The organism is Croceicoccus marinus, from assembly GCF_001661675.2.
GTDB classification, from domain to species: Bacteria; Pseudomonadota; Alphaproteobacteria; order Sphingomonadales; family Sphingomonadaceae; genus Croceicoccus; species Croceicoccus marinus.
Genome location: NZ_CP019602.1, coordinates 1,605,257 through 1,631,650, shown reverse-complemented (window position 1 = coordinate 1,631,650; position 26,394 = coordinate 1,605,257). Strand labels below are relative to the sequence as shown.

The following is a 26,394-nucleotide window of genomic DNA, read 5'->3' as shown; positions in this document are numbered from 1 at the left end:
GTATCAAATGTTGCACCGCCGCGCGAAGTCAGGGCTTGGCAGGCCGGAAAGGCAGAATGCTCTCAAGCTGCAGAAGGGGCGGGGCACCGCGCAACGCGAATCCCCGGCGCAGCAGGAACACGTGGCGAACGATTTCGGCCTGCTGCTCGATACCATAGCGGTGCAGCGGCTGGCCCGGTCGAACCGCGTAGTCATAGCGGCAGAACGGGTGACGCATCAGCACCAGCCAGTATTTGCCGCGCTGCTGCGACTGCCAGACATGCGTCATCTCGTGGATGAACAGTCCCTGCGCCAGAAGCGAACCGTCGGCAAAATCGTCGCAATAAAGCCCGTGGTCGGCCGGGAAATGGATGTGACCGCACGGTGCCATCACGGTGTTGCGCGGCTGCAGGGGGAACCATTTGCCGCGCCGGATCGTCACCGGTGCGGGATCGATGGCCGATCCGAACACCGATGCGACCAGTGCTTTCTCCCCATCGGTCAGCCCGCGCGAGCCGCCAACGGGGCAGGCGTGTGCCCGCTCGCCCGCCATCACATGACAGCCCTTAGTGGGCGGTTTCCATGCCCGGCATGTCCATCTCGGACATGGCTTCGTTTGGCCCCAGGACTTGCGCGGTGGTGGAGAACTTGTCGCCATTTTCCAGGGTGACGGTCAGATCCGTGCTGTCGCCGGCCGCCAGCGTGGGGTCGATGTCGAACAGCATCACGTGGAACCCGCCGGGTGCGAAACGCACGCCCTCGCGCGGTTCGAGCACGATCGATCCGGCGCTGGCCATCATGGTGACGCCGTCTTCGACCTTGGTCTCATGCATCTCCGCCTCGCCGACGCCGATCACTTCGACCGAAACGATGCGAACAGGCTCGTCGCGGTTCGAGACCAGGTCGAAATAGGCGACGCCCGGGCGGCCATCCACCGCGGGCAGGCGGACCCGGCCCTGCGATAGCTGCAGGCCCAGCTGGGCATCGCCCGCATCATTGGCGATCGCTTCTTCCTGAAGCTCGCTTTCGTCCAGTTCGGTCGTATCGCCGCATGCGGCAAGGCCTGCGGGCAGGGCGAGGGCGGCAAGAACTATCAGGCGGCGCATGGCGATCCAATCTTCGATACTGGCAATTGTCGATAGCGACCAGATAGGAGCCGCCGCAGACTTGTGCCACCGAAAACCGCGCCTATATCGCCCCCACAAATCGCTAGAGCCGCACAGTGCCAGCTTGCCCCGATGGGGAGTGTGCCGAACGCGGTGTCCGCAAGAAGAAGGGTGGAATAGACTCAATGGCTAAAGTTATCGGTATCGACCTCGGCACGACCAACAGCTGCGTCGCAGTGATGGACGGCGACAAGCCCAAGGTGATCGAGAATTCGGAAGGCGCGCGCACCACGCCCTCGATCGTCGCCTTCACCAAGGATGGTGAGCGGCTGATCGGCCAGCCGGCCAAGCGCCAGGCGGTGACCAATCCCGACAACACGATTTTCGCGGTGAAGCGCCTGATCGGCCGCCGTTTCGAAGACCCCATGACCAAGAAGGACATGGAGCTGGTCCCCTATGACATCGTCAAGGGCAAGAACGGCGACGCATGGGTCAAGGCCGGGGGCGAGGATTATTCGCCGTCGCAGATCTCGGCCTTCACGCTGCAGAAGATGAAGGAAACCGCCGAGAGCTATCTGGGCGAGACCGTGACGCAGGCCGTCATCACCGTTCCTGCATACTTCAATGACGCACAGCGCCAGGCGACCAAGGACGCAGGCCAGATCGCCGGCCTCGAAGTGCTGCGCATCATCAACGAGCCGACCGCGGCGGCGCTGGCCTATGGCCTCGACAAGCAGGACGGCAAGACCATCGCGGTCTATGACCTTGGCGGCGGTACGTTCGACATCTCGATCCTGGAGATCGGCGACGGCGTGTTCGAAGTGAAGTCGACCAACGGCGACACCTTCCTGGGCGGTGAGGACTTCGACAGCGCGATCGTCGAATATCTCGCCGAATCCTTCCAGAAGAAGGAGAACATGGACCTCAAGAAGGACAAGCTTGCCCTTCAGCGCCTGAAGGAAGCGGCCGAGAAGGCCAAGATCGAGCTGTCCAGCGCGCAGACCACCGAAGTGAACCTGCCGTTCATCACCGCGCGCATGGAAGGCGGCAGCACGACCCCGCTGCATCTGGTCGAGAACATCAGCCGCGCCGATCTGGAGCGCCTGGTCGACCGCCTGATCCAGCGTACGCTGGAACCTTGCAAGAAGGCGCTGGCCGATGCCGGCGTCACCGCCAAGGAAATCGACGACGTGGTGCTGGTGGGCGGCATGACCCGCATGCCCAAGGTGCGCGAGACCGTGAAGAACTTCTTTGGCAAGGAACCGCACACCGGCGTTAACCCGGACGAGGTCGTGGCCATGGGCGCCGCGATCCAGGCAGGCGTGCTGCAGGGCGACGTCAAGGACGTACTGCTGCTCGACGTGACCCCGCTGTCGCTGGGTATCGAGACGCTGGGCGGCATCATGACCAAGATGATCGACCGCAACACCACGATCCCGACCAAGAAGTCGCAGGTCTATTCCACCGCTGACGACAATCAGCAGGCGGTGACGATCCGCGTCTTCCAGGGCGAGCGCGAGATGGCGGCCGACAACAAGATGCTGGGCCAGTTCGACCTGGTCGGCATCCCGCCCGCTCCGCGCGGCGTGCCGCAGATCGAGGTGACGTTCGACATCGACGCCAACGGCATCGTCAACGTATCGGCCAAGGACAAGGGCACCGGCAAGGAGCAGCAGATCCGCATCCAGGCGTCTGGCGGCCTGTCCGATTCCGACATCGACCAGATGGTCCAGGATGCCGAGAAGTTCGCCGAGGAGGACAAGCAGCGCAAGGCCAAGGCCGAGGCGCGCAACCAGGCCGACAGCCTGGTCCACTCGACCGAGCAGCAGCTGAAGGAAAATGGCGACAAGATCGACGCGGGCCTCAAGTCCGAGATCGAGGCCGCCATTGCCGAGACGAAGACCGCGCTGGAAAGCGAGAATGTCGAGGAGATCAACGCGAAATCCTCTGCCCTCGCCGAAAAGGCAATGAAGATGGGTCAGGCGATCTACGAGAAGCAGCAGGCCGAAGCCGCTCCGGCGGATGCGGGCGCGGCTGCGGGCAGCGAGGCCGGCGGGGACGAGGATGTCGTCGATGCCGAGTTCTCGGAAGTCGATGGCGAAGGCGACAGCGGCGATACCAAGGCATCGTAACTGTCCACGCCCGCGTCAGGGCCTGACTTGAAATGCGGCCCGCGGGTCTATTAGGCAGGATGCGGTTAACCGGCCGCGTTAACCTTGCCGATAGGGCCCCGGGTCTATGCATTCGCGGGCTTGCCGTTCCTGGGGTTCAGGGAGCAGGTCCCATGCGGCCCGGGTGCGCATTCGCGGTGAGGGTCGCTTCTCGCTGATCAGGAACATGAACATGCCGATCCGGTGCAGCATCGCGCGAACCGGACGTTACGGAGGCTGAGTGGAAACCGAAGTCGACTTTTACGAACTGCTGGAAGTCGAGCGTTCGGCGGACGACAAGACCATCAAGTCCGCCTATCGCAGGCTTGCGATGCGCTTTCACCCGGACCGCAATCCGGGCGACGCAGAATCCGAGGCGCGCTTCAAGGCGATCAGCCGCGCCTATGACTGCCTGAAGGACCCGCAGAAGCGTGCGGCCTATGACCGTTTCGGCCATGCCGCTTACGAGCAGGCTGCCAGCGGCGGCGGGCAGGGCGGGGGACAGGGCTTCTCCGACATCGGCGATATCTTCGAGACGATCTTCGGATCGGCATTCGGCGGCGCGTCCGGGGGCGGGCGTCAGCGGCGCGGGGCCGACCTGCGCTATGACATGGAAATCACGCTGGAAGAGGCGTTCCATGGCAAGGAGACCGAGATCGCGATCGAGGTGTCGCAGACCTGCGACCCGTGCGGCGGATCGGGCGCGGAGCCCGGCACCGGCAAGCGCGGCTGCGAGACATGCGGCGGTTTCGGCAAGGTGCGCGCGCAGCAGGGTTTCTTCGTCGTCGAACGGGCCTGCCCCACCTGCCACGGCCGCGGCGAGGTGATCGAGAAGCCGTGCCGCGTCTGCCGCGGCGAGGGCCGCGTCGACATGCCCCAGACGCTGGAGATCACGGTGCCGCCGGGCGTGGAAACCGGCACGCGCATTCGCCTGTCCGGCAAGGGCGAGGCGGGGCCGCAGGGCGCTCCATCGGGCGACCTCTATATCTTCATGCATGTGCGGCGGCACGACGTGTTCGAACGCGACGGAACCAATCTGTTCACCAAGGTGCCGATCACCTTCACCAAGGCGGCGCTGGGCGGAACGATCAGCCTGCCGGGCCTGGATGGCGAGTGGATTACCGTCAACATCCCCGCTGGCGTCCAGTCGGGCGAGCAATTGCGCAAGCGCGGCGACGGCATGCCCGTCCTGCAGGGCCGGGGCCGGGGCGACCTGGTCGTGGATATCCAGGTCGAAACACCGCGCAAGCTGTCCTCGAAGCAAAAGGAACTGCTGCGCGAATTCCAGCAGAGCGAGACCAAGGCGCAGTGCCCCGACGCGATGGGTTTCTTCGAACGCATCAAAGCGAATTTTTCCAAGCGATAAGGCCGGCCGGAAGCGATAAGGCCGGCCAGTCAGCCGGGCAGCTTCTCCTCGACCTCCTTGCGCAGCGCCGCGACCAGCGCGGCCCGGCACAGCCCGGCCGATTCCTCCTCGTCCAGAATGGCGAGAAAGGCTTCGCGGCGAATGGCGTCCAACGTTTCGGCCGCCACCGGCTGGTCGGGCGCTGCTGCCGATGCGACGATGTCGATCATCCGGTCGGCACCGTGCAGCCGCCCCCACAGATAATCGTTCTCGCGATAGGCGCGGCTGAAGAACGCACCGAAATTGTAGAACTCGATACCCCGCAGGCAGGTCGCGGCCCCGCCGGTGCGGATCGCCGACGCGTCTTCGGGGGAAATCCGGTCGATCTTGATCGGCTCGAACTCGTCGAAACCGTTCGATCCCAGCAGCGGCAGGGTGGCGATGTCGTAAAACGGAAACCCCAGATAGGCGAGCAGCATCGCCCTCCGCTGTTCGCGCGGCAATTGAGCCAGCCCCTCGGCCAGCATCGCATCGACCCGCGTGTCGGTCGCCGCAAGATCGCGGGTCGCGGCGATATAGGCAATCGGCGCGGCCGGATCATTCAGCACCTCTTCGGCCAATGCGGTAAACTCGGTCCCCAGCGCCTCCACCCCGTCCAGACGGGTGTAGATCGCAAGCGCGTCGTAAACCGCGGTGCGCGCGATCTCGCGCTTGGCCGCGGACAGGCTACCCCCGATATCGTCGGGCGCAAGCCGGCGCGCCAGCAGGCGCAGGCGCCGGATGCGAAAGCCCAAATCGTGTGATCGGAAGAAGTCGATCGCCTCCTCGCTGGCGCCGACCCTGCCGCCCGACAGGCTGGACAGGCCATCGCCTTCGAAATGCCTCGCCAGAACGCGGGCGACGCCTTCGCGCATCGGCTTCTCGCCAGGAATCGCGCGGTGGATCAGACCCGCCAGGTGGTCGACGATCCCCGCGAACTTGCTGCGCGCATAGGCGTGGAAGGCGAAGCCCGCCTGCTCGGCCGCTGCCTGCTGGGCGCGGCGGCGCCATTTGGTCAGCCGGTCGGGCGTCGGACGGTCGAGGAACAATGTGCGGCCCAGCAGGCGGTCCACCGTAGCCTCCACTTCGGGCCGCAGCCCCTCGACAATGGCGCGAAGGCGGGCAGCCTCGCGACTGTGGGCATCAATGCGTTCCAGGTCGTCGCGGATCGGCTGCTCGCGCGGGATCGCCGACAATGCGCCGAATATCGACGAGAAGAAGCCGATCTCCTTCTGGCCGGGCTTGCCCCCGCTGGTCATGCGCAGGTCGGGCTGCGGATCGATATAGATGAAGCGGCGGTCCACCTCGCGCGTGGCGGGGCGGCCGCCCAGCGCCGCGATCGCCTCGGCAAAGGGCGCGCCGACCAGCACGGCCCCGTCGATCAGCGCCACCTGCTCCAGGTCGTCGGCATGCGCATGGTGCGGCATAATGCGCGACAGGAACGCGTCGCGGCTGGGCCAGCCAATCTCGCGCTCGCTGGTCAGTTTCTCGATCTCGGCAATGGTCAGCGGGGGGAAGGCGCCGGGAAAGCTGCTGGTGGCGCGCGCCGCGAACACCAGGTCGGGCCGCGGCGCCATCGACGCATCGCCGCCATGTGCCCTGAACGAGATCGGCAGGCGGTGCTCCGTCTCGGTCGCGAAGGCGGGCGAATGAAGGCGCAGGGGCACGCGGCTGCCGCGAAAATCGGTTGCGGTCACGAACAGGTCGATGGGGTGGCCCGGCGGGACCAGCGGCGGGCCGTCCGCCTGTTCGGCCATGGCAACCAGCGCATCGTCGATCATGCGCGACATGCCGATGCCGGAAAAGGGCGGCGCGAACCAGCGCGAGCGGATCAAGCGCGAAAGCTTGGAGCGCACCTCCTCGCGCGTTTCGGGGGCGACGGTGCGCGACACCGCGTTGCCCGGGCGGCGCAGTGCATATTCGATGATCGGCTGCGCCCATCTCTTGGTAAAGCGGCTGCCGGGCCTGGCTTCGGGAGAGATCAGCACGTCGCTGTCCGCGCGGTCCAGCCACAGCCGTGTCAGCGGATCCAGCGAACGGCCCGTCAGCAGCGCCTCGGCCAGGAAAACGGCGTTCATGCCGCCGGCGCTGGCCCCGGTCAGTATGTCGGGGATAACCCGCAGCCTCGTCTCGCCGCTGTCGGCCATGGCTTCCAGAAGGTCGCGATAGGCGCGCTGGACCGGATTGCCGGACGCCTCGCCGCTGCGGAAATCGTGGCTGGCGCGGGCGAAGTGCCAGATTTCCTTCGTGACTCCATGCATATAGACCGCCAGGCTCACTCCGCCATAGCAGACCAGCGCGATCCTCAGTTCCTTCTCCCGCATTGCGCGAGTGTGGCAGCACAGTGCCGGGAAAGACAAGAAAATAGCGTGAAGCCGCGGCGTGACGCGGCAATTGCGTTCCCCATCCGTTCTGGATAAGCGAAACCATGGCAAAGCCCAAACGCAGATTCGTATGCCAGGCCTGTGGCAGTGTCTCTCCCCGATGGCAGGGTCAGTGCGCCGATTGCGCCGAATGGAACACTTTGGTGGAAGAGGCGCCCGCCACCGTCTTTGCCGCCAAGCACGATCTGTCGGGCGGCGGCAGGCCGATCGCGTTCACGCCGCTGGATGCCGAAACCCCGCTGCCGGTGCGCCAGCCGACCGGCATGGCGGAATTCGACCGCGCGCTGGGCGGCGGCATGGTGCCGGGCAGCGCGATCCTGATGGGCGGCGATCCGGGCATCGGCAAGTCCACCCTGCTGCTGCAGGCCAGCGCCAGCGTGGCGCGCGCGGGAAAAAGCGCGATCTATATCAGCGGTGAGGAAGCGGCCGGGCAGGTGCGCCTGCGCGCCGGGCGGCTGGGTCTGGCCGATGCGCCGATCCAGCTGGCCAGCGCCACGTCGGTGCGCGACATCCTGACCACGCTTGGCGGGATGGAGACGCCCTCGCTGCTGATCATCGATTCGATCCAGACGATGCATTCCGATCAGATCGAGGGGGCGCCCGGCACCGTCAGCCAGGTGCGCGGCTGCGCGCTGGAACTGATCCGCTATGCCAAGGAATCGGGCTGCGTGCTGTTCATGGTCGGCCATGTCACCAAGGACGGCACCATCGCGGGCCCGCGCGTGCTGGAACACATGGTCGACGTGGTCATGAGCTTCGAGGGCGAGCGGTCGCACCAGTACCGCGTATTGCGCGCGCTGAAGAACCGGTTCGGCGCGGTGGACGAGATCGGGGTGTTCGCAATGGAGGGCGTCGGCCTGACCGAGGTGTCCAATCCCTCCACCCTGTTCCTGTCCACCCGCGACGAGCCGGTGGCCGGCAGCGCGGTCTTCCCCGCGCTGGAAGGCACGAGGCCGGTTCTGGTGGAGATCCAGGCGCTGATCGTCCGGCTGCAATCGGGCGCCACGCCCCGGCGGGCTGTCGTTGGCTGGGATTCGGGGCGGCTGGCCATGCTGCTTGCCGTGCTGGAATCGCGCTGCGGCCTCAACTTCTCGTCCGCGGAAGTCTATCTGAACGTGGCGGGCGGATACCGCCTGTCCGACCCGGCGGCGGACCTGGCGGTCGCGGCGGCGCTGGTCTCGGCTCTTGCGGACAAGCCGCTGCCCAGGCAATCGGTATGGTTCGGCGAGGTATCGCTGTCGGGCGAGATCCGCTCGGTCGCGCATGCATCGCTGCGGCTACGGGAATCGTCGAAACTCGGCTTTGACAAGGCTTTCGGACCGGCTCTAAACTCCGCTTCGTTAAGCCTGGAACAAGGGACGGGCCGGTACGACCCGCTGGACCTTCTGATCGGGCTCGTCGACAGGGTCGTGGGCGCAGACTGACTTCATGGACATCTCCGGAATGGATTTCACCGGTTTCGATCTGGCCGTGCTCGTGATCGTCGGGCTTGCGGCGGTCGGCGGCTTCCTGCGCGGCTTCGTGCACGAGGTGCTTGCGCTGGGCGCGTGGATCGCCGCCATCGCCGCGATCTATTTCCTGCACGAGCCGCTGACCGCCGCGCTGACCGAATTCTTCCGGGACAACCAGACCAATGCGGGCCTGCTGGCCTTCGTGCTGCTGCTGCTGGTGCCCTATGCCGTGATGAAGCTGATCGCGCGCTGGGCGGGCGGCAAGTCGCGCGATTCGCTATTGGGGCCCATCGACCGGGTGCTGGGACTGGGCTTTGGCGTGGTGAAGGGTGCGATCCTGGTCGTGCTCTCGTTCTCGATCCTGGCGCTGGGCTATGACATGGCGTGGGGCGCGGAAGGACGGCCGGACTGGATCAAGATGGCGCGCAGCTATCCGGCAGTGAACTCCGCCAGCAAGGCACTGGTCGAGACGATTTCCGAACGCCAGGCGGAATTGCAGCAATCGTCCGATTCGATCTGACGGGCCGGGCGCTGTAGACTGCCAACCATGAACGCCGCTCGCCTCTATACCCCGCAGGTGCTGGCCGCCGCCGTGGCGCTGGCGCGCTTCCCGATGGCGGAAGAACTGTCGCTTCGCGGCGAAGCGCGTTCGGCGAGCTGCGGAAGCACGCTGGCGATCGGTCTTGCGCTGGATGATGAAGGCGCCGTGGACCGGATCGGCCTTTCGGCGCAGGCCTGCGCCATCGGCCAGGCTTCAGCAGCGGTGTTCGCGCAAGGCGCGGCAGGGCGCAGCGCCGCGCAGATTGCCGCGTCCGCACAGGCGATCCGCGGCTGGCTGCGCGACGAAGGCGACATGCCCGACTGGCCGGGGCTGGAACTGCTGGAGCCTGCCCGCGCGTTTCCCGCCCGGCACGGGGCGATCCTGCTGGCGTGGGACGCCGCGGTAAGGGCGCTGGCGAACCGCGAAGGCTGACCCCGCTTTTGCGCCGCGCGTCACGCTCCGGCTTGGCAAGCGTCCGTTCGCCGCGCTAGGGATCGCGCAAGGGAACTGGGAGACGGGAATGGCGCAATCGGGCCAGCCGGGCGGTGCGACGCCCGCGTTCGACAAAGAATTGAGCGGGTCCGACGTTCGGCTCGTGATCGCCGCTTCGTCGGTGGGCACGATCTTCGAATGGTACGATTTCTTCATCTACGGCACGCTGGCCGGGCTGATCGGCGCGGCGTTCTTTCCTTCGGACAATGAAACGCTGCAGCTTCTGCTGGTCTGGGCCGGCTTTGCGGTCGGCTTCGGTTTCCGCCCGCTGGGCGCGATCCTGTTCGGGTTCCTGGGCGACCGGCTGGGGCGCAAATACACGTTTCTCGTCACCGTCACGCTGATGGGCGTCGCGACGGCGGGCGTGGGCCTGATCCCGTCCGCCGGCACCATCGGCATTGCCGCGCCCATCATCGTGATCCTGTTCCGAATCCTCCAGGGACTGGCGCTGGGCGGCGAATATGGCGGCGCGGCGATCTATGTCGCCGAACACGCCCCTCCCGAAAAGCGCGGCTTCTACACCTCGTTCATCCAGGCGAGCGTCGTGGGCGGGTTCGTGCTGTCGATCGCGGTCGTGCTCGGCTGCCGCTTCCTGATCCCGGAGGACGATTTCGCCGCATGGGGCTGGCGCCTGCCGTTCCTGCTGTCGCTGGTGCTGCTGGCGGTATCGCTGTGGATGCGGCTGAAGCTGTCGGAAAGCCCGGTGTTCGTGGCGATGAAGGCCGCGGGCGAGACGGCGAAGAACCCCTTCGTCGAAAGCTTCACCTATCCCGGCAACAAATGGCGCATCGTGGTCGCGCTGTTCGGCGTGACAGGATCGCTGACGACGATCTGGTACACCGCCTTCTTTTCGAGCCTGTCGTTCCTCAAGGGGCCGATGCGGGTCGATCCGCTGACCACCGAATTGCTGCTGTTCGTCGGCGGGCTCATCGCGATGCCGCTGTATGTCGTGGTGGGCCGCTGGTCCGACAGGGTGGGCCGCAAGAAGCCGATCGTGATCGGGCAGATCCTGTCGCTGGTGCTGCTGTTTCCGGCCTTCTGGTTCATGGGCCAGATGGCCAATCCCGGCCTGGCAAGCTCGGCAGAAACCACACCCGTCGCCGTGGCCGGACCGGACTGCAGCTATGATCCCTTCGCCGATGCGCAGGCGACCGATTGCGGACGTCTGATCGAGGATCTGACCGTCAGCGGCGTGCCCTACAGCCTGTCGGACGCCCCGGCTCTCTCGCTGGCGGCGGGAAGCATGATGTGGACGCCCGCCGATTATCCGGTCGGCGATGTGCAGGCGCGGCGCGCAGCCCTGCAGGACCGGCTGACGGCGGCGGGATATGATTTCACGACGCAGGACCCCGGCCTGGGCCGGATCCTGGGCATACTGGGCGCATTGCTGCTGCTGTCGATCATGTCGGCGCTGACCTATGGCCCGGTGGCCGCGCTGCTGGCAGAGATGTTTCCGCCGCGCATCCGCTATAGCTCGATGTCGATCCCCTATCACATCGGGGCGGGTTACTTCGGCGGATTCCTGCCGCTGATCGCCAGCTATATCATCGCGCGGACGGGCGATGCCTATGCGGGGCTGTGGTATACCTGGGTCTTCATGCTGCTTGGCCTGATCTTTGCCGTCATCGGGCTGAAGAGCGGTCCTCCGCGCGATTTCCACGATAGCGAATTGGACGCCGCGGGCACTGGCGCGGCGGGCGGCGATATGCGAACGGCGGGGAATGACGGCTGATACCGGCGGCGCGCGCCTTTCATTTCCATCACCCCTGCGGCTGGCCTTCGACGGCGGGGCGCTGGCGGCGAACTGGCGGACGATGGACCGCCTGTCGGGCCGCGCGCGCGCCGGCGCCGCGGTCAAGGCGGACGCCTATGGCGTCGGCGTAGAGCGCACCATGCCCGTGCTGTGGCAGGCGGGCTGCCGCGATTTCTTCGTTGCGCACTGGTCCGAAGTGGCGGCCGTGATGCCCCATGCGCCAGCTTCGTCCATCGCGGTGCTGCTGGGCCCGATGAACGATGCCGAGGCCGGCTTTGCCAGACAGCTTGGCGTGCGCCCGGTCATCAACAGCCTGGACCAGGCGCGCCGCTGGATCGCGTCGGGCGGCGGGGCCTGCGACCTGATGGTTGACACCGGCATGAACCGGCTGGGCATACGGGTCGAGGAAATCGGCGACCCGGCGATCGCCGCGCTGGAGGTGCAGGTGCTGATGTCGCACCTTGCATGCGCGGACGAGGAGTCGGACCTGAATGCGCGCCAGCAGGCCGCCTTCGCCGATGTGGTGCAGCACGTACCGCACAGGACCGCCAGCCTTGCCAATAGCGCGGGCATCGTTCTGGGCGAGGAATTCCATTTCGGCCTCACGCGGCCCGGACTGGCGCTTTACGGCGGCGTGCCGCGCGGCGAACTGGCGGGCCGACTGCAGCAGGTCGTCGCGCCCGAGGCGGCGATCGTGCAAATCCGCAGCCTGCCTGCGGGCGAGGCGATCGGCTATGGCGCCAGCTTTACCGCGGCTGCCGATCTGCGGGTCGCGATCGTGTCGCTGGGCTATGCCGACGGCTTCCTGCGGTCATGGTCGAACCTCGGCGAATTCACCGCGCGGGACGGAGCGATCCTGCCGGTAATCGGGCGGGTGTCGATGGACCTGACCGCGATCGACATCACCGCAGCGCCGCATCTGCAGGAAGGAGACTGGCTGCGCGCCAGCTACGCCTTGCCAAAGGCGGCCCAACTGTCGGGATTGTCGCAATATGAGCTGCTTACCCTTGCCGGCGAGCGGCTGCGTCGCGGATAGCTTGCGAGGCCGAGCGTCAACGTGCTATTAGCATTTGCAGCAAACTTGCGCAGCACGGCCCGCTGTCTGGGCCAGAGATGTTCGGTTTGCGCCCGCGATTTCGGTCCGGGTCGCAACTCGGTCTTGGGGGATATGTGGCGGATAAAGACAAGAACGATGGTGTGATCATCATCAAGAAATATGCGAACCGGCGTTTGTACAACACCGATTCGTCCAGCTATATCACGCTCGATCATCTTGCCGAGATGACCCGCGAGGGGATCGACTTCCAGGTCATCGACGCCAAGAGCGGCGCCGACATCACGCACCAGATCCTGACCCAGATCATCATGGACGAGGAAGCTGGCGGATCGCAGATGCTGCCCGTCACCTTCCTGCGCGACCTGATCGGCATGTACGGCAATTCGATGCAGGCGATGGTGCCGCATTATCTTGAAATGTCGATGGCGCAGTTCCGCGACAACCAGCTCAAGATGCGCAAGGCGTTCGAGGAATCGATGGGCAGCAATCCGCTGGCCAAGCTGGCGCAGCAGAACATGGCGATGTTCAAGGCCGCGACCGACGCGTTCATGCCCGGCATGGCAAAGCCCGGTGAAGAGGGTGAAGCCGCCGCCGAAGATACGCCCGCCGCCGCGCAGAACAGCGACGAGCTTGAAGAACTGCGCAAGCAGATGGCCGCGATGAAGGAACAGATCGACAAGCTCAGCAACTGAGCTTTCCTCCGCCGCGCCCGCGATCCGGACCTGGCGTCCGGGGGCGCGCGGCGGAATACTCGTTGCCGTAATCGCGCTGCCCCTTGGCAATGCGGTCCGGCGGCAATATGGGGGCTCGTTCCGGGCCCCTTTTTCATGTGCCGGTCCGATGCGCCGATGTTTCGCCCAAGGCGCAGGGCCCCTTTTCCCAAGGTTTGCCGCTTAGTGAACGCGCCCTCGACATCGCAGAATCAGTCCCAACAAGCCACTATCCGCCATGCGCTGGACATCACGCGCAAGGATGACTTCGCCGCCTGGTACCAGGCCGTGGTCAGCCAGGCAGACCTGGCCGAGGAATCGGGCGTGCGCGGCTGCATGGTGATCAAGCCGTGGGGCTGGGGCATCTGGGAACGCATCCAGCGCCTGCTGGACGACCGGATCAAGGAAACCGGCCACGAAAACTGCTATTTCCCGCTGTTCATCCCGCTGTCCTATTTCGCCAAGGAAGCCGAGCACGTCGAAGGTTTCGCCAAGGAGATGGCGGTCGTCACCCATCACCGGCTGAAGTCGGAGAACGGGGCGCTGGTCGTCGATCCCGATGCGAAGCTGGAAGAGCCGCTGGTGGTCCGCCCGACTTCGGAAACCGTGATCGGCCAGGCGATGGGCCGCTGGATCCAGAGCTGGCGCGACCTTCCGCTCAAGCTGAACCAATGGGCCAATGTGGTGCGCTGGGAAATGCGCACGCGCATGTTCCTGCGCACCAGCGAGTTCCTCTGGCAGGAGGGGCACACCGCCCATGCGACCGGCGAGGACGCGATGGAAGAGACGCTGCTGATGCTGGAAGTCTATCGCAGCTTTGCCGAGGACGTGCTGGCGATCCCCGTGATCGCTGGCGAAAAGCCCGAGAACGAGCGTTTTCCCGGCGCTGACGCGACCTATTCGATCGAGGCGATGATGCAGGACGGCAAGGCACTGCAGGCCGGCACCTCGCATTACCTGGGCACGACCTTCTCGCAGGCGGCCGACATCAGCTATCAGGACGACCAGGGCGCCCAGCAGCTGTGCCACACCACCAGCTGGGGTGTTTCGACCCGGCTGATCGGCGGCGTGATCATGACGCATGGCGACGATGACGGGCTGCGCGTGCCGCCGCGCATCGCGCCCCACCAGATCATCGTGCTGCCGATGCTGCGCGGCAAGGATGGTGACGGTGATATCATCGCCTATTGCGAAGAGATCCGGAAGACGCTGACCTCGCAGGATGCTTTCCGCGAGCCCGTGCGCGTGCTGCTGGACCCGCGCCCCGGCAAGGCGGCGCAGAAGCGCTGGGACTGGGTGCGCAAGGGCGCGCCCATCATCGTCGAGGTCGGCCCGCGCGACATGGCGAGCGAACAGGTCTCGGTCCTGCGCCGCGACCGGCTGTGGCGCGAGGATGGCAAGGCCGACATCAACGGCGAATCGCGCGACGATTTCCTGTTCAACGCGGCCAGCCTGCTTGAAGAGATACAGGAGAACCTGTTCACGGAGGCGCAGACCCGCCGTGACGAGGCGATCCGCACCGACATCGAGGACATGGACGCCATTGCCGAATATTTCGCCGAGGGTGCCGACAAGCCGGGCTGGATCCGCGCGGCCTGGTCGCGGCCCACCGGAGAGGCGCTGGACAGGATTGTCGAGCAGCTCAAGGCGCTGAAGCTGACCTTGCGCAACATCCCCAACGAGGGCGGCAAGCCCGAGGCGGCGTGCATCTTCACCGGCGAGGAAGCGGCGGAATATATCTATATTGCCCGCGCTTACTAGGCGCGGGCCTTGCCAAGGGCAGGGGGGCGAAGCACAGTGCGGGGCATGAACACCCGCCTGACTCTCGCCGCGCTGCTCGCGCTGGCCAGCAACCCGATCCTTTCCACCCCCGCCTCGGCGCAGAGCGAGGCCGACATCGACGTGTCGGAAGAGCGGCTGCGCGCCGATATCGACACGCTGGTCGGGTTCGGCACGCGCAACACGCTATCGGTGCAAAATCACCCGACGCGCGGCATCGGTGCGGCGCGGCGCTGGGCAGAGGCTGAGTTCCGCCGCATCTCGCAGGAATGCGGCGGCTGTCTTGAAATCGCGCTGCCCGAACGCATCATCCAGGGCCGCCGCGTGGCGGAGCCAACCCGGCTGGTGAACGTGCTCGCGGTCCAGCCGGGCACCGAACGCCCGGACGAGGTCGTGATCGTGTCGGCGCATATCGATTCGATGGCCTCCGATCCCACGGACGCCGTCACCGATGCCCCCGGCGCGAACGACGACGGTTCGGGCACCGCCCTGATCTTCGAGGCGGCGCGCAATCTCTCGCGTTTCAAGTTCCCGACCACCATCGTCTACGCCGTCCTCTCGGGCGAGGAGCAGGGGCTGTACGGCGGCAAGTTGCTGGCCGATTATGCCGAGGAACAGGGCTGGACGGTCAAGGCCGTGCTGAACAACGACATCGTCGGCGGCACGCATGGATCGGACGGATATGTCGACAACGAACATATCCGCGTCTTTTCCGAAGCGGTGCGCGCCGATGCGGGCGACGACCAGCGGGCCGACATGCGCCGAAACGGGGGTGAGAACGATGCGCCCTCGCGCAATCTCTCGCGCTGGCTGGCGAACCTGTCCGAAAGCGACGCCGACGACGCGCTCAGCGTGCGGCAGGTCTGGCGCGCGGACCGCATGGGCCGCGGCGGCGATCACCTGCCGATGCTGGAAAAGGGCTTTCCCGCGGTCCGCCTGTCGGTCGCGGTCGAGGATTACGAGCATCAGCACCAGAACGTCCGCACCGAGGACGGGGTATTCTATGGCGACGTGCCCAGCGAAATGGATTTCCCCTATCTTGCGCGTGTCACGCGGCTGAACACGCTGGCGCTGGCTAGGCTGGCGCAGACCCCGATGCCGCCGCGCGTGACCGCCGATGCCGCGGTCCGGCCCGACACGCTGGTCGAATGGCAGGAATCGGACGGGGCCGCGCGCTATGCGCTGTTCCGCCGCCGCACCGACGACGCGGCATGGGAACGCGTGCGCGAGGTTCCCGCCGGCACGACCAGCGACACGCTGGAGCTGCGCGGCGACGACTGGATCGTGGGCGTTTCGGCCATCGCGGCCAGCGGCGCGGAAAGCCCCGTGGCGGCGGCCGTCCCGGGCGGCGCGTTCTATCCGCTTGCGAACAGCGAATAGCGACCGCTTGGCAAGCGGGCCCGTCGGGGCCACATAGGCCCCAATGGCACATCACAAGAAATTCGAAGGCCTGCCCACCAAGCAGCAGGTCATGGAGCTTATCAAGGGTTCCGAGATCCCCATCGGCAAGCGCGAGATCGCGCGCCACTTCAAGCTGAAGGGGCAGGAGAAGATCGCGCTCAAGGCGCTGCTCAAGGACATGGCCGAGGAAGGCATGATCGACGGCAAGCGCACCGCCTATCACCGCATGGGCGGCGTGCCGAAGGTGACCGTGCTGCGCGTGGTCGAGATCGACGAGGGCGAGGCGGTCGCCGTGCCGGAAAGCTGGGATCCCGACAGCGGGCAGGCCCCGCCGCGCCTGCGCGTGATCGAACCCAAGGGCAAGGCGAAGCGCGCCTATCCCGCCTTGCGCAAGGGCGACCGGATCCTGGCCCGGACGGAAGAGGCGGGCAAGGGCTGGATCGCCCATGTCATGCGCAAGCTGCCCGACCGGGAGGAAGCGCTGATGGGCGTGGTGGAGATCGACTCCAGCGGAAAGGGCTGGCTGGCGCCGGTCGAGAAATCGGTGCGCAATTCGATGCCCATCGCCGATCTGGGCGAGGCCGAGGAAGGCCAGCTGGTACTGGCCGAGGCGGCGGGCAAGTCGCCGCGTTCGGGCGTCAAGGTGACCGAGGTGCTAGGAGACCCGCTCGCACCCAAGAGCTTCAGCCTGATCGCGATCCACAAGTACGAGATCCCGCATGTCTTCACCAGCGAGACGCTGGACGAGGCGCAGACCTCTGCCCGCCTGCCGCTGTCGAAGGAGGACCGCGAGGACCTGACCGGGCTGCCCATCGTCGCCATCGACCCCGCCGATGCGCGCGACCATGACGATGCGATCTGGGCCGCGCCCGACGACAATCCGGACAATCCGGGCGGGTGGAAGGCGCTGGTCGCGATCGCCGATGTCAGCTTCTATGTCCGCCCCGGCATGAAGATCGACCGCGAGGCACGGAAGCGCGGCAATTCGGTCTATTTCCCCGACCGCGTCGTCCCGATGCTGCCCGAAGTCCTGTCCGCCGACGTCTGCTCGCTGGGCGAGGGCGAGGACCGGGCCGCGATGGCCTGCCACCTCACCATCGATGCCGACGGGCGGGTCAGGAACTTCCGCTTCACCCGCGCCATCGTCCGCATTCACGAGGTGATCGCCTATGAGGACGCGCAGGAACGGATCGACAAGGGCGACGCGCCCGAGCATCTGACAAACCTGTGGGCCTGCTGGAATCGGCTGGCCTCTGCGCGCGACGACCGCGAACCGCTGGACCTCGACCTGCCCGAACGCCGGGTCGTGCTGGACGACAAGGGCCGCATCGACGCCATCGTCCTTCGCGAACGGCTCGACGCGCACCGGGTGGTCGAGGATTTCATGATCGCCGCCAATGTCGCCGCCGCCAAGGCGCTGGAGGCCAAGGCTGCCCCCGTCGTCTATCGCGTCCACGAAACGCCGAGCCGGGAAAAGCTGGTCTCGCTGCGCGACTACCTCAAGACCATGGACCGCAGCCTGTCGCTGGGTCAGGTGATCACCCCTTCGCTGTTCAATCGCCTCCTCAAGGACGTGAGCGACGTGGCGGAGAAGGAACTGATTATGGAGCAGGTGCTTCGCACGCAGATGCAGGCCTTTTACGGGCCGCGTAATGCGGGGCATTTCGGGCTGTCGCTGGGCAGCTATGCGCATTTCACCTCGCCCATTCGCCGCTATGCCGATTTGCTGGTCCACCGTGCACTGGTCGATGCCTATCGGCTGGAGCAGCCGAAACCGCAATCGAACGCCATCCCCGATGGCAGCGGCCTGTCCGACCGCGACCGCGAATCGCTGGACCGCGTGACCGAGGCGATCAGCCGCGCCGAACGCCGCGCGATGGAGGCGGAGCGCGATACCATCGACCGCTATGTTGCGGCATGGCTATCCGGCCGCGTGGGCGAAACCTTCGAAACCCGTGTCACCGGCGTGCAGAAATTCGGTCTTTTCGCGACCATTCTGGGTGTCGGAGGTGACGGTCTGGTGCCGGTTTCGGTGCTGGGTGACGAGCGATTCAACTATGACGACAAGGCGCAGGTGCTGGTCGGACAGGAAAGTGGCACGGTTTTCCGTTCCGGCGACCGGCTGACCCTGCGGTTGGCCGAAGCCAATCCGCTGTCCGGCGCGCTTAAGTTCGAGCCGCCCGAATATGCGGGCAGCATCGAACCGCGCGGCGGCAGGGCCGCTCCGCGCCGCAAGGGAAAGCCGCCGATCCGACACGACAAGGCGGGCAAGCATGTCGTGGGAAAACGAGGGCGTCCGGGCAATATACGGCAGCAGGGCCGCAAGAAGTGATGAGCTGATGAAACGATCCTCTTGCCCGTCCGTTCGGGTAAAAAGGAGAAATTCATGCTCATACCCAACGACAAGGTACCCGAACTCGACCTTCCGCTGACGATTGATGCGCGCTTCAACCTTTCGCATCAGTCGCCGGACTTCATGACCATGCTGGTGTTCTATCGCGGCAAGCACTGCCCGATCTGCAAGTCGTACCTTGAACAGGTGGCGAGCAAGCTGGAGGATTTCACCAGCCGCGGCGTGTCGATCTTCGCGATCTCGATGGATAGCGAAGACCGGGCGATGGTGGTCGACCGCGAATGGAAGACCGGCGACTTGCCGCTTGCCTATGACCTCTCGGCCGATCAGGCGCGCGAGTGGGGCCTCTATCTGTCCGAAAAGCGCGAAGGATCGGAAGAGCCGGACCTGTTCTCGGAGCCGGGCCTGTTCCTGATCCGCCCTGACGGCACGCTCTATTTCGCGCAGGTGCAGAGCGCGCCCTTCACCCGTCCGCCGCTTGATGAACTGCTCAAGGGCATCGATATGGTGAAGGACAAGGACTATCCGGCACGCGGGACCGCGACCGGCAAGAGCAAGGCGTCCGCGTGAACGGGAACCCGGCGCGCTAGCTTAGCGCGTCGATTTCCTCATCGGTCAGCGCGCCGGGGACGATCATCAGGGGGCAGGGCAATTGTCCTGCCCTGTGTCCCGCGAAATGCGCGATCAGCGGTCCCGGAGGGCCGTCCGCCGCAGCGCCCAGCACCAGCGCGGCAATCCCCTCATGCTCGGCCAGGTAATCCTGCACCACGCGCGTCGCATCGCCGACCTTGACCGCGATCGATGGCATGCGGCCCAGTTCCTCGAACAGCGAACCGGCGGCGGCCATCACCAGCACTTCGGCGCGGCTCTTGGCTTCTTCCTCGATAGTGGCCTGCACCCCGCCGAACGCCACGAACTGCTGCTTGGGCACGACCGCGATGATATGGATCGCACCCCCCGTGTTCGCCGCGCGCCGCGAGGCGAACCGCAGCGCCGTGCGGGATTCGGGGGTTTCGTCCATGATGACCAGATAGATACGCATTGCGAAATTCGGCCTGCCAGTTGCTTTCCATGCAAAGCCTGCGGCAGCGCGCCGATTTTCGCAATAGCGGCGAGGCAACTCCGCCCTTGACCCATGCCTGTTAAGGCTAGAGATAAGCGACGGAATATGTCCTCAAAGGGCCTCCTGCCTCCGCCGGGTTGGCCTGCAATCGAACCAGGAACGCTGCCGATCATGCCGATCTCACTCAAGATGCCAGCCTTGTCCCCCACCATGGAAGAGGGCACCCTGGCCAAGTGGCTTGTGAAAACGGGCGACAAGATCGGGCCCGGCGACATCATCGCAGAGATCGAGACCGACAAGGCCACGATGGAATTCGAGGCCATCGACGAAGGCACGATCGCGGCGATCTCGGTCGACGAGGGGACCGAGAACGTTAAGGTCGGCACCGTGATCGCGGTTCTGGCCGAGGAAGGCGAAGACATCGAGGAAGCGGCCAAAAGCGGCGGCAAGGCGGCGCCCGCCCCTTCGCCCGCTCCGGCCAAGTCGGATGCACCTGCTCCTTCGCCTGCTTCCGCACCCGCTCCGGCAGCGGCACCTGCGCCGTCCGCAAGTCCGGCCCCCGCGTCGTCGGGTGAGCGCGTGTTCGCTTCGCCGCTGGCGCGCCGGATGGCGGCGGACAAGAACATCGACCTGTCGCAGGTCAGCGGCAGCGGTCCGCGCGGCCGCATCGTCAAGGCCGATATCGAAGGGGCGAAGGCCGGCTCCGCCAAGGCCGCACCGGCACCCGCCGCAAGCGCGCCGTCCGCCGCACCGGCCTCAACGGTCGAGATGTCGGACGAGACCCGTGCCATCCTTGACGCGCGTATCCCGCACCAGGTGTCCAGGCTGTCGGGCATGCGCAAGACCATCGCGCGCCGCCTGACGGAATCGAAGCAGCAGGTTCCGCACATCTACCTTACCGTAGACGTGCGGCTCGACAAGCTGCTGGCGCTTCGCGGCGAGATCAACAAGGCGCTGGAAAGCCAGGGCGTGAAGATTTCGGTCAATGATCTGCTGGTCAAGGCGCTTGGCAAGGCGCTGATCGCAGTGCCCGAATGCAATGTTGCGTTCTCGGGCAGCGAGCTGATCCAGTACGAGCGTGCCGACATCTCGGTCGCCGTGTCCATTCCGGCAGGGCTGATCACGCCGATCATCTCGGATGCCGATGGCCGGTCGGTCAGCTCGATCGCCACCGCGATGAAGGATCTTGCCGGGCGCGCCCGCGAAGGCAAGCTGCAGCCCGAGGAATACCAGGGCGGTACCGGCAGCCTGTCGAACATGGGCATGATGGGCATCAAGCAGTTCGAGGCGGTGATCAACCCCCCGCAGGGCATGATCCTGGCCATCGGCGCGGGCGAAAAGCGCGCCATCGTCGACGACAATGGCGAGATCGTCGCCGCCACGATGATGAGCGCCACCGGCAGCTTCGATCACCGCGCCATCGACGGGGCAGACGGTGCCCGGCTGATGGCGGCGTTCAGGGAACTGGTCGAGAACCCGCTCGGCATGCTGGCCTGAGGGCGGCGCGTGCATGACCTCTGACGACGGCAACCCACCCGCAGGCGATCCGGCGATCCGCGTGGTCGCCATGCCCGCCGATACCAATGTCTATGGCGACATCTTCGGCGGCTGGCTGGTCAGCGTGATGGACAATGCCGCGGGGCTGATCGCCTCGCGCCATGGCAAGGGCCGGGCGGTGACCGTCGCGATGGACAAGATGCTATTCCATGCACCAGTGTCGGTGGGGGACGAGGTGTCGGTATATGGCGAGATCACGCGCGTCGGACGCAGTTCGATGACGATCAACATCGAGGCATGGCGCCGCCACCGCTTCGAAGAACATGCCGTGAAAGTGACCGAGGCGGATTTCACTTTCGTGGCAATAGATGACAACGGGCGCCCGCGCCCGATACAGGGTTAGGAGACTGCAAAGTGGCAGACAGCTATGACGTGATCGTGCTCGGTTCGGGGCCGGGGGGCTATGTTTCGGCGATCCGCTGCGCGCAGCTGGGCCTGAAGACCGCCATCGTGGAGCGCGAGCTGCTGGGCGGCATCTGCCTCAACTGGGGCTGCATCCCGACCAAGGCTCTGCTGCGTTCGGCCGAGATATTCCACTATATGCAGCACGCCAAGGACTACGGCCTTGCCGCCAAGGAGATCGAGGCCGATCTGGACGCAGTGGTCAAGCGTTCGCGCGGGGTGGCCAAGCAACTGAATTCGGGTGTCACGCACCTGATGAAGAAGAACAAGATCACGGTTCACATGGGCACCGGCAAGCTCGTCGCTCCCGGCAGACTGGAAGTGAAGGGCGAGAAGGGCACGGAAGAACTGACCGCCAAGCACATCATCGTCGCCACCGGCGCACGCGCCCGCGACCTGCCCGGCAATCCCGCCGATGGCGACCGGATCTGGACCTATCGCCACGCGATGACGCCCAAGGAGATGCCGACGAAGCTGCTGGTCATCGGATCGGGCGCGATCGGCATCGAATTCGCCAGCTTCTACAACGACATGGGTGTCGACGTTACGGTCGTCGAGATGATGGACCGCATCGTGCCGGTCGAGGACAAGGACGTCTCGGCCTTCCTTGAAAAGGCGCTGACCAAGCAGGGCATGACGATCAAGACCGGCGCAAAGGTCGAGATTACCGGCAAGACGGCCAAATCGGTCAAGGCGAAGATCACCGACAAGGCGGGCAAGGCGGAAGACACCGAATTCAGCCACGCCATCGTCGCCATCGGCATCGTCCCCAATACCGAGGAGATCGGGCTGGAGAAGCTGGGGATCACGGCTGACCGCGGGTTCATCCAGATCGACGATTACGGGCGCACCAATGTGAAGGGCGTCTGGTCCATCGGCGATTGCACCCCGGGCCCATGGCTGGCGCACAAGGCAAGCCACGAAGGCGTCACGGCAGCCGAAGCGATCGCGCAGGAACTGGGCAACAAGGACGTGCACCCGCACCCGCTGGACCGCGCCAACATTCCGGGCTGCACCTATTGCCACCCACAGATCGCCAGCGTCGGCATGACCGAGGCGAAGGCGAAGGAAGCGGGCTACGAGGTGAAGACCGGCACCTTCCCCTTCATCGGCAACGGCAAGGCGATCGCTCTGGGCGAGGCAGAGGGTTTCACCAAGACCGTGTTCGACGCCAAGACCGGCGAACTGCTGGGCGCGCACATGATCGGCGCCGAAGTGACCGAGATGATCCAGGGCTATGTCGTCGGCAAGACGCTTGAAACGACCGAGGCCGAGCTGATGAACACGATCTTCCCGCATCCGACCATCAGCGAAAGCATGCATGAAAGCGTGCTGGCCGCTTACGGCCGCGCATTGCATATCTGACGGTGCCGGGCGGGGCGCGTTAACAGCGCCCCGCCCGCGCTCAGCGGGAAAGCAGCACCGAACGGTGCTTTGCCACAACGTCGATCAGCCATTCGGTGCCCGCCCGCACGCGCGCCAGCGAATTGGTGTCGGCGTGGGTCACGATCCAGAAGCTGCGCAGGATCGACCGCTGCGGCAGCAGGGGGACGAGAGCCGGATCGGCATCGCCGATGAATCGCGGCAGCACTCCAAGCCCCGCGCCCCGTGCGATCAGGCGGTGCTGCGCGTTGATGCTGGACGATCGCAGCGTCGCGCGAAGGCCGGGGTGAATCTCATCCAGATAGACCAGCTCGGGCGCATAGACGAGTTCGGGTACATAGCCGATCAGGCGGTGGCCGGTGATCAGATCCTCCGACCTTTGCGGCGTGCCCGCGCGGTCCAGGTAATCCTGCGTCGCGTACAGGCTTAGCGCATAATCCGACAGCTTCCGGGCGATCAGCTGGCCCGACCGCGGGCGCGACAGCATGACCGCGATATCGGCCTCTCGCCGCGAAGGGTTGAGGAAGCCGCTGCTGGCGACGAGGTCGATCGTTAGCGCGGGATGGGCGTCGGCCAGATCCGGGATGTGCCGCGCCAGGAACCAGCTGCCGAACCCTTCCGACACGCTAATCCGTAGCGTGCCCGACAGGCCTTCGCCCGCTTCCGCCCCGTCGCGGATCTTGGCGGCGGCCCGTGCCATGGTCGACACCTGCTCAAGCAGTTCCTCGCCCGCCTCGGTCAGCTGGTGGCCATCGCGGCCCCGTTCGAACAGGGCGACGGCAAGCCCGGTTTCCAGCCGTTTCAGCCGCCGGCTGACGGTGGTCGCATCGACGCCCAGCAGATTGGCGGCATCGCCGGTCCGGCCCGATTGGGCCAGCGCCAGGAAGACCTGAAAATCGCTCCAGTCGATATCCTGCATTTTTGCAGCACCATGCCGTAAATTTGATCGTTGCATGCAACTGTGCGCCCTGCGATGCTAGTTGGCAATACAATGGCGCTGTTAATCTGCGCCGGACAACTACGGAGAGAGATGGGCCATGCGCACGATAGACCACTTCATCGCGGGCGGAACCGGCGGAGCTTCGGGCCGCACGCACAAGGTATGGAATCCCTCGACCGGAGAGGTCCAGGCAGAGGTGCCGCTGGGCGATGCGGCGCTGCTCGACAAGGCGGTGGAGATTGCGAAGAAGGTGCAGCCTGAATGGGCGGCGACCAATCCGCAGCGCCGCGCGCGGGTCATGTTCCGCTTCAAGGAGCTGATTGAGCAGAACATGCAGGAACTCGCCGAACTGCTGGCGAGCGAGCATGGCAAGGTCGTCGACGACGCCAAGGGCGACGTGCAGCGCGGGCTTGAGGTGATCGAATTCGCCTGCGGCATCCCGCAGGTGCTGAAGGGCGAATACACGGTCGGCGCGGGCACCGGCATCGACGTCTATTCGATGCGCCAGCCGCTGGGCATCGGCGCGGGAATCACTCCGTTCAACTTTCCCGCCATGATCCCGATGTGGATGTTCGGCATGGCGATCGCGGCAGGCAATGCCTTTATCCTGAAACCCAGCGAACGCGATCCCAGCGTTCCGGTGCGACTTGCCGAGCTGTTTCTGGAAGCCGGCGCGCCCGAGGGGCTGCTGCAGGTCGTGCATGGCGACAAGGTGATGGTCGACGCCATTCTGGACCATCCCGATATTGCGGCGGTCAGCTTCGTGGGTTCGTCCGACATCGCGCATTATGTCTATAATCGCGGCGTCGCTGCCGGAAAGCGCGTTCAGGCGATGGGCGGGGCCAAGAACCATGGCATCGTGATGCCCGACGCGGATCTCGACCAGGTGGTGAACGATCTTACCGGTGCGGCCTTCGGCTCGGCGGGGGAACGCTGCATGGCGCTGCCCGTGGTGGTGCCGGTGGGAGAGGAGACCGCCGACCGCCTGCGCGAGAAGCTGATCCCCGCGATCAACGCGCTGCGCGTGGGCGTTTCGAACGATCCAGACGCGCATTACGGCCCGGTCGTCACACCCGAACACAGGTCGCGGATCGAGAAGTGGATCGAGACAGCGGTGGACGAGGGTTCGGAACTGGTCATCGACGGGCGCGGCTTCACGCTGCAGGGTCACGAAAAGGGCTTCTTCATGGGCCCCACGCTGCTCGACCGCGTGACGCCCGACATGGAAAGCTACAAGGAAGAGATCTTCGGCCCCGTGCTGCAAATGGTGCGCGCCAGGGATTTCGAGGAGGCGGTCGCGCTGCCGTCGAAGCACCAGTACGGCAATGGCGTCGCGATCTTTACCCGCAACGGCCACGCGGCGCGCGAATTCGCGGCGCGGGTAAACGTGGGCATGGTCGGCATCAACGTGCCGATCCCGGTGCCCGTCAGCTATCACAGCTTCGGCGGGTGGAAGCGCAGCGCATTCGGCGACACCAACCAGTATGGCATGGAAGGCATGCGCTTTTGGACCAAGGTGAAGACCGTGACCCAGCGCTGGCCCGATGGCGGCGTGGGCGACGGGGCCAATGCGTTCCTGATCCCCACCTTGTGACCGCGCGGGGCACTATCCCTGCGGGACACGACCGCGCTATGCGGCGTTGACAGGGAAAATGCCGACGCGATCGCAAAGGAGACGCCATGCATCGAATGAACTGGGCTGCCCGAATGTCCCGCACGCTGGTCATCGCCGGCGTGCTGGCGCTTGCGGCCTGCGGGGAAACGCCAACGGAACCGGATGAGCAGGCCAGCGAGCCGGTCGCCATGCCCGATCCGCAGCAGGATGCGGCTGCACCGCCGGCGCAGGCAGGCTTGATCCCGGCGCGGTTTCGCGGCGACTGGGGCATGAACGCCGCCGACTGCGAAGGCGGCGCGGCGGCCAAGGGATTGCTTGAAGTCGGCGAGGATACGCTCACTTTCTACGAATCGGTGGGCACGCTGGGCGATAGCGCGACCGTCGGGCCGGATTCGGTGCAGGGCCTGTTCGCGTTCGAAGGCGAGGGCATGGAGTGGACGCGCGAGATGCGCCTTGAAATGCGTGAGGACGGCGATGTCCTCGTGCGGCGCGAACTGGGCGAAGGCGCGATGTCGGGCGAATTCGAATATCGCAGATGCACGGGAAGGACATGACCATGAAGCGCGCAGCAATGATACTGACCCTTGCACCCTTTGCGCTGGCTGGCTGCACGGCCACCGGCGGCGGGGCGGGGCCGGAGCCGGTGAGAATGGGAGCCGACGCGACCTGCAACGCGGACCCCGTCCAGGACCGCCTCGGCCAGACCGCGACGGCCGAGCTGGGCGTGCAGCTTCTGACGGCGACTGGCGCAAGAACCCTGCGATGGGCTCCGCCGCGCAGCGCGATGACGATGGACTTCCGGCCCGACCGGCTGACCGTGTCCTATGACGATACCATGGCGATCGACCGGATCAGCTGCGGCTGACCCGTCGATAGACCGCCGTTAAAAAAGAA

23 protein-coding genes are annotated in these 26,394 nt (G+C 65.7%); 18 read left to right on the top strand and 5 right to left on the bottom strand.

Features of this window, described 5'->3' with window-relative positions; translation table 11 throughout:
• Positions 1-28: 28 nt before the first annotated feature.
• Positions 29-532 carry a vgr related protein gene (locus A9D14_RS07680; protein ID WP_066844888.1) on the bottom strand — a complete coding sequence of 168 codons (504 nt, stop codon included), beginning with the start codon at positions 530-532 and terminating at the stop codon, positions 29-31.
• A 13-nt stretch (positions 533-545) separates the two neighbouring features.
• Entirely contained in the window at positions 546-1,085 is a 540-nt protein-coding gene (locus A9D14_RS07675; protein ID WP_066844885.1) for a copper chaperone PCu(A)C, read from the bottom strand.
• A gap of 185 nt (positions 1,086-1,270) precedes the next feature.
• On the opposite strand from A9D14_RS07675, the gene dnaK reads away from it, so the two are divergent.
• Both dnaK and dnaJ read left to right on the top strand, forming a co-directional pair.
• Complete coding sequence (gene dnaK / locus A9D14_RS07670) at positions 1,271-3,217, top strand: molecular chaperone DnaK (RefSeq protein ID WP_066844881.1); 1,947 nt, start codon at positions 1,271-1,273, stop codon at positions 3,215-3,217.
• A gap of 259 nt (positions 3,218-3,476) precedes the next feature.
• A complete protein-coding gene (dnaJ, locus tag A9D14_RS07665; RefSeq protein ID WP_066844878.1) occupies positions 3,477-4,601 on the top strand; it encodes a molecular chaperone DnaJ in 1,125 nt (374 codons plus the stop codon).
• 29 nt (positions 4,602-4,630) lie between these two features.
• On the opposite strand, the gene A9D14_RS07660 is transcribed toward dnaJ, so the two are convergent.
• Positions 4,631-6,979 (bottom strand): patatin-like protein, encoded by a 2,349-nt coding sequence (locus tag A9D14_RS07660; RefSeq protein ID WP_332459761.1) that lies wholly within the window; start codon positions 6,977-6,979, stop codon positions 4,631-4,633.
• 68 nt (positions 6,980-7,047) lie between these two features.
• On the opposite strand from A9D14_RS07660, the gene radA reads away from it, so the two are divergent.
• The 10 genes from radA (at position 7,048) to A9D14_RS07610 (ending at position 19,110) form a co-directional block, all read left to right on the top strand.
• Positions 7,048-8,427 (top strand): DNA repair protein RadA, encoded by a 1,380-nt coding sequence (radA, locus tag A9D14_RS07655; protein ID WP_066844872.1) that lies wholly within the window; start codon positions 7,048-7,050, stop codon positions 8,425-8,427.
• A 4-nt stretch (positions 8,428-8,431) separates the two neighbouring features.
• On the top strand, positions 8,432-8,974 hold the full coding sequence (locus A9D14_RS07650) for a CvpA family protein (RefSeq protein WP_232468460.1): 543 nt from the start codon (positions 8,432-8,434) through the stop codon (positions 8,972-8,974).
• A 27-nt stretch (positions 8,975-9,001) separates the two neighbouring features.
• Positions 9,002-9,427, top strand: coding sequence for an iron-sulfur cluster assembly scaffold protein (locus A9D14_RS07645; protein ID WP_066844866.1), 426 nt, complete (start codon positions 9,002-9,004; stop codon positions 9,425-9,427).
• Positions 9,428-9,515: 88 nt separating this feature from the next.
• Positions 9,516-11,219, top strand: coding sequence for an MFS transporter (locus tag A9D14_RS07640; protein ID WP_066844864.1), 1,704 nt, complete (start codon positions 9,516-9,518; stop codon positions 11,217-11,219).
• Positions 11,209-12,276 (top strand): alanine racemase, encoded by a 1,068-nt coding sequence (gene alr / locus A9D14_RS07635; RefSeq protein WP_066844862.1) that lies wholly within the window; start codon positions 11,209-11,211, stop codon positions 12,274-12,276. Before A9D14_RS07640 ends, alr begins: the two co-directional genes overlap by 11 nt.
• 134 nt (positions 12,277-12,410) lie before the next feature.
• Complete coding sequence (gene phaR / locus A9D14_RS07630) at positions 12,411-12,989, top strand: polyhydroxyalkanoate synthesis repressor PhaR (RefSeq protein ID WP_066844860.1); 579 nt, start codon at positions 12,411-12,413, stop codon at positions 12,987-12,989.
• 249 nt (positions 12,990-13,238) lie between these two features.
• Entirely contained in the window at positions 13,239-14,768 is a 1,530-nt protein-coding gene (proS, locus tag A9D14_RS07625) for a proline--tRNA ligase (protein ID WP_066848579.1), read from the top strand.
• Between the two features lie 45 nt (positions 14,769-14,813).
• Positions 14,814-16,166: a M20/M25/M40 family metallo-hydrolase gene (locus A9D14_RS07620; protein WP_066844852.1), complete on the top strand. Its 1,353-nt coding sequence runs from the start codon at positions 14,814-14,816 to the stop codon at positions 16,164-16,166.
• 43 nt (positions 16,167-16,209) lie between these two features.
• On the top strand, positions 16,210-18,519 hold the full coding sequence (locus A9D14_RS07615) for a ribonuclease R family protein (RefSeq protein ID WP_066844849.1): 2,310 nt from the start codon (positions 16,210-16,212) through the stop codon (positions 18,517-18,519).
• A 54-nt stretch (positions 18,520-18,573) separates the two neighbouring features.
• A complete protein-coding gene (locus A9D14_RS07610; protein ID WP_066844847.1) occupies positions 18,574-19,110 on the top strand; it encodes a peroxiredoxin-like family protein in 537 nt (178 codons plus the stop codon).
• Positions 19,111-19,126: 16 nt separating this feature from the next.
• On the opposite strand, the gene A9D14_RS07605 is transcribed toward A9D14_RS07610, so the two are convergent.
• Positions 19,127-19,582 carry a universal stress protein gene (locus A9D14_RS07605; protein ID WP_066844843.1) on the bottom strand — a complete coding sequence of 152 codons (456 nt, stop codon included), beginning with the start codon at positions 19,580-19,582 and terminating at the stop codon, positions 19,127-19,129.
• A 192-nt stretch (positions 19,583-19,774) separates the two neighbouring features.
• On the opposite strand from A9D14_RS07605, the gene A9D14_RS07600 reads away from it, so the two are divergent.
• Genes A9D14_RS07600 through lpdA form a run of 3 tightly spaced genes read left to right on the top strand, consistent with a single transcriptional unit; the run spans position 19,775 to position 22,927 of the window.
• The gene (locus tag A9D14_RS07600) at positions 19,775-21,100 is read left to right on the top strand and encodes a pyruvate dehydrogenase complex dihydrolipoamide acetyltransferase (protein WP_066844840.1); all 1,326 of its coding nucleotides are present in this window, start codon (positions 19,775-19,777) and stop codon (positions 21,098-21,100) included.
• Between the two features lie 13 nt (positions 21,101-21,113).
• Positions 21,114-21,503 (top strand): acyl-CoA thioesterase, encoded by a 390-nt coding sequence (locus A9D14_RS07595; RefSeq protein ID WP_066844836.1) that lies wholly within the window; start codon positions 21,114-21,116, stop codon positions 21,501-21,503.
• A gap of 11 nt (positions 21,504-21,514) precedes the next feature.
• Positions 21,515-22,927: a dihydrolipoyl dehydrogenase gene (lpdA, locus tag A9D14_RS07590; RefSeq protein WP_066844834.1), complete on the top strand. Its 1,413-nt coding sequence runs from the start codon at positions 21,515-21,517 to the stop codon at positions 22,925-22,927.
• A 40-nt stretch (positions 22,928-22,967) separates the two neighbouring features.
• Here the strand turns inward: lpdA and A9D14_RS07585 are convergent, their stop codons facing one another.
• Positions 22,968-23,864: a LysR family transcriptional regulator gene (locus A9D14_RS07585; protein WP_066844831.1), complete on the bottom strand. Its 897-nt coding sequence runs from the start codon at positions 23,862-23,864 to the stop codon at positions 22,968-22,970.
• Between the two features lie 118 nt (positions 23,865-23,982).
• Here A9D14_RS07585 and A9D14_RS07580 point away from each other — a divergent pair, with 118 nt between their 5' ends.
• From A9D14_RS07580 to A9D14_RS07570, 3 genes are all read left to right on the top strand, one after another.
• A complete protein-coding gene (locus A9D14_RS07580) occupies positions 23,983-25,479 on the top strand; it encodes a CoA-acylating methylmalonate-semialdehyde dehydrogenase (protein WP_066844830.1) in 1,497 nt (498 codons plus the stop codon).
• A 95-nt stretch (positions 25,480-25,574) separates the two neighbouring features.
• Positions 25,575-26,054, top strand: coding sequence for a hypothetical protein (locus A9D14_RS07575; RefSeq protein WP_157668171.1), 480 nt, complete (start codon positions 25,575-25,577; stop codon positions 26,052-26,054).
• A 2-nt stretch (positions 26,055-26,056) separates the two neighbouring features.
• The gene (locus A9D14_RS07570; RefSeq protein WP_066844824.1) at positions 26,057-26,365 is read left to right on the top strand and encodes an I78 family peptidase inhibitor; all 309 of its coding nucleotides are present in this window, start codon (positions 26,057-26,059) and stop codon (positions 26,363-26,365) included.
• Positions 26,366-26,394 lie beyond the last annotated feature (29 nt).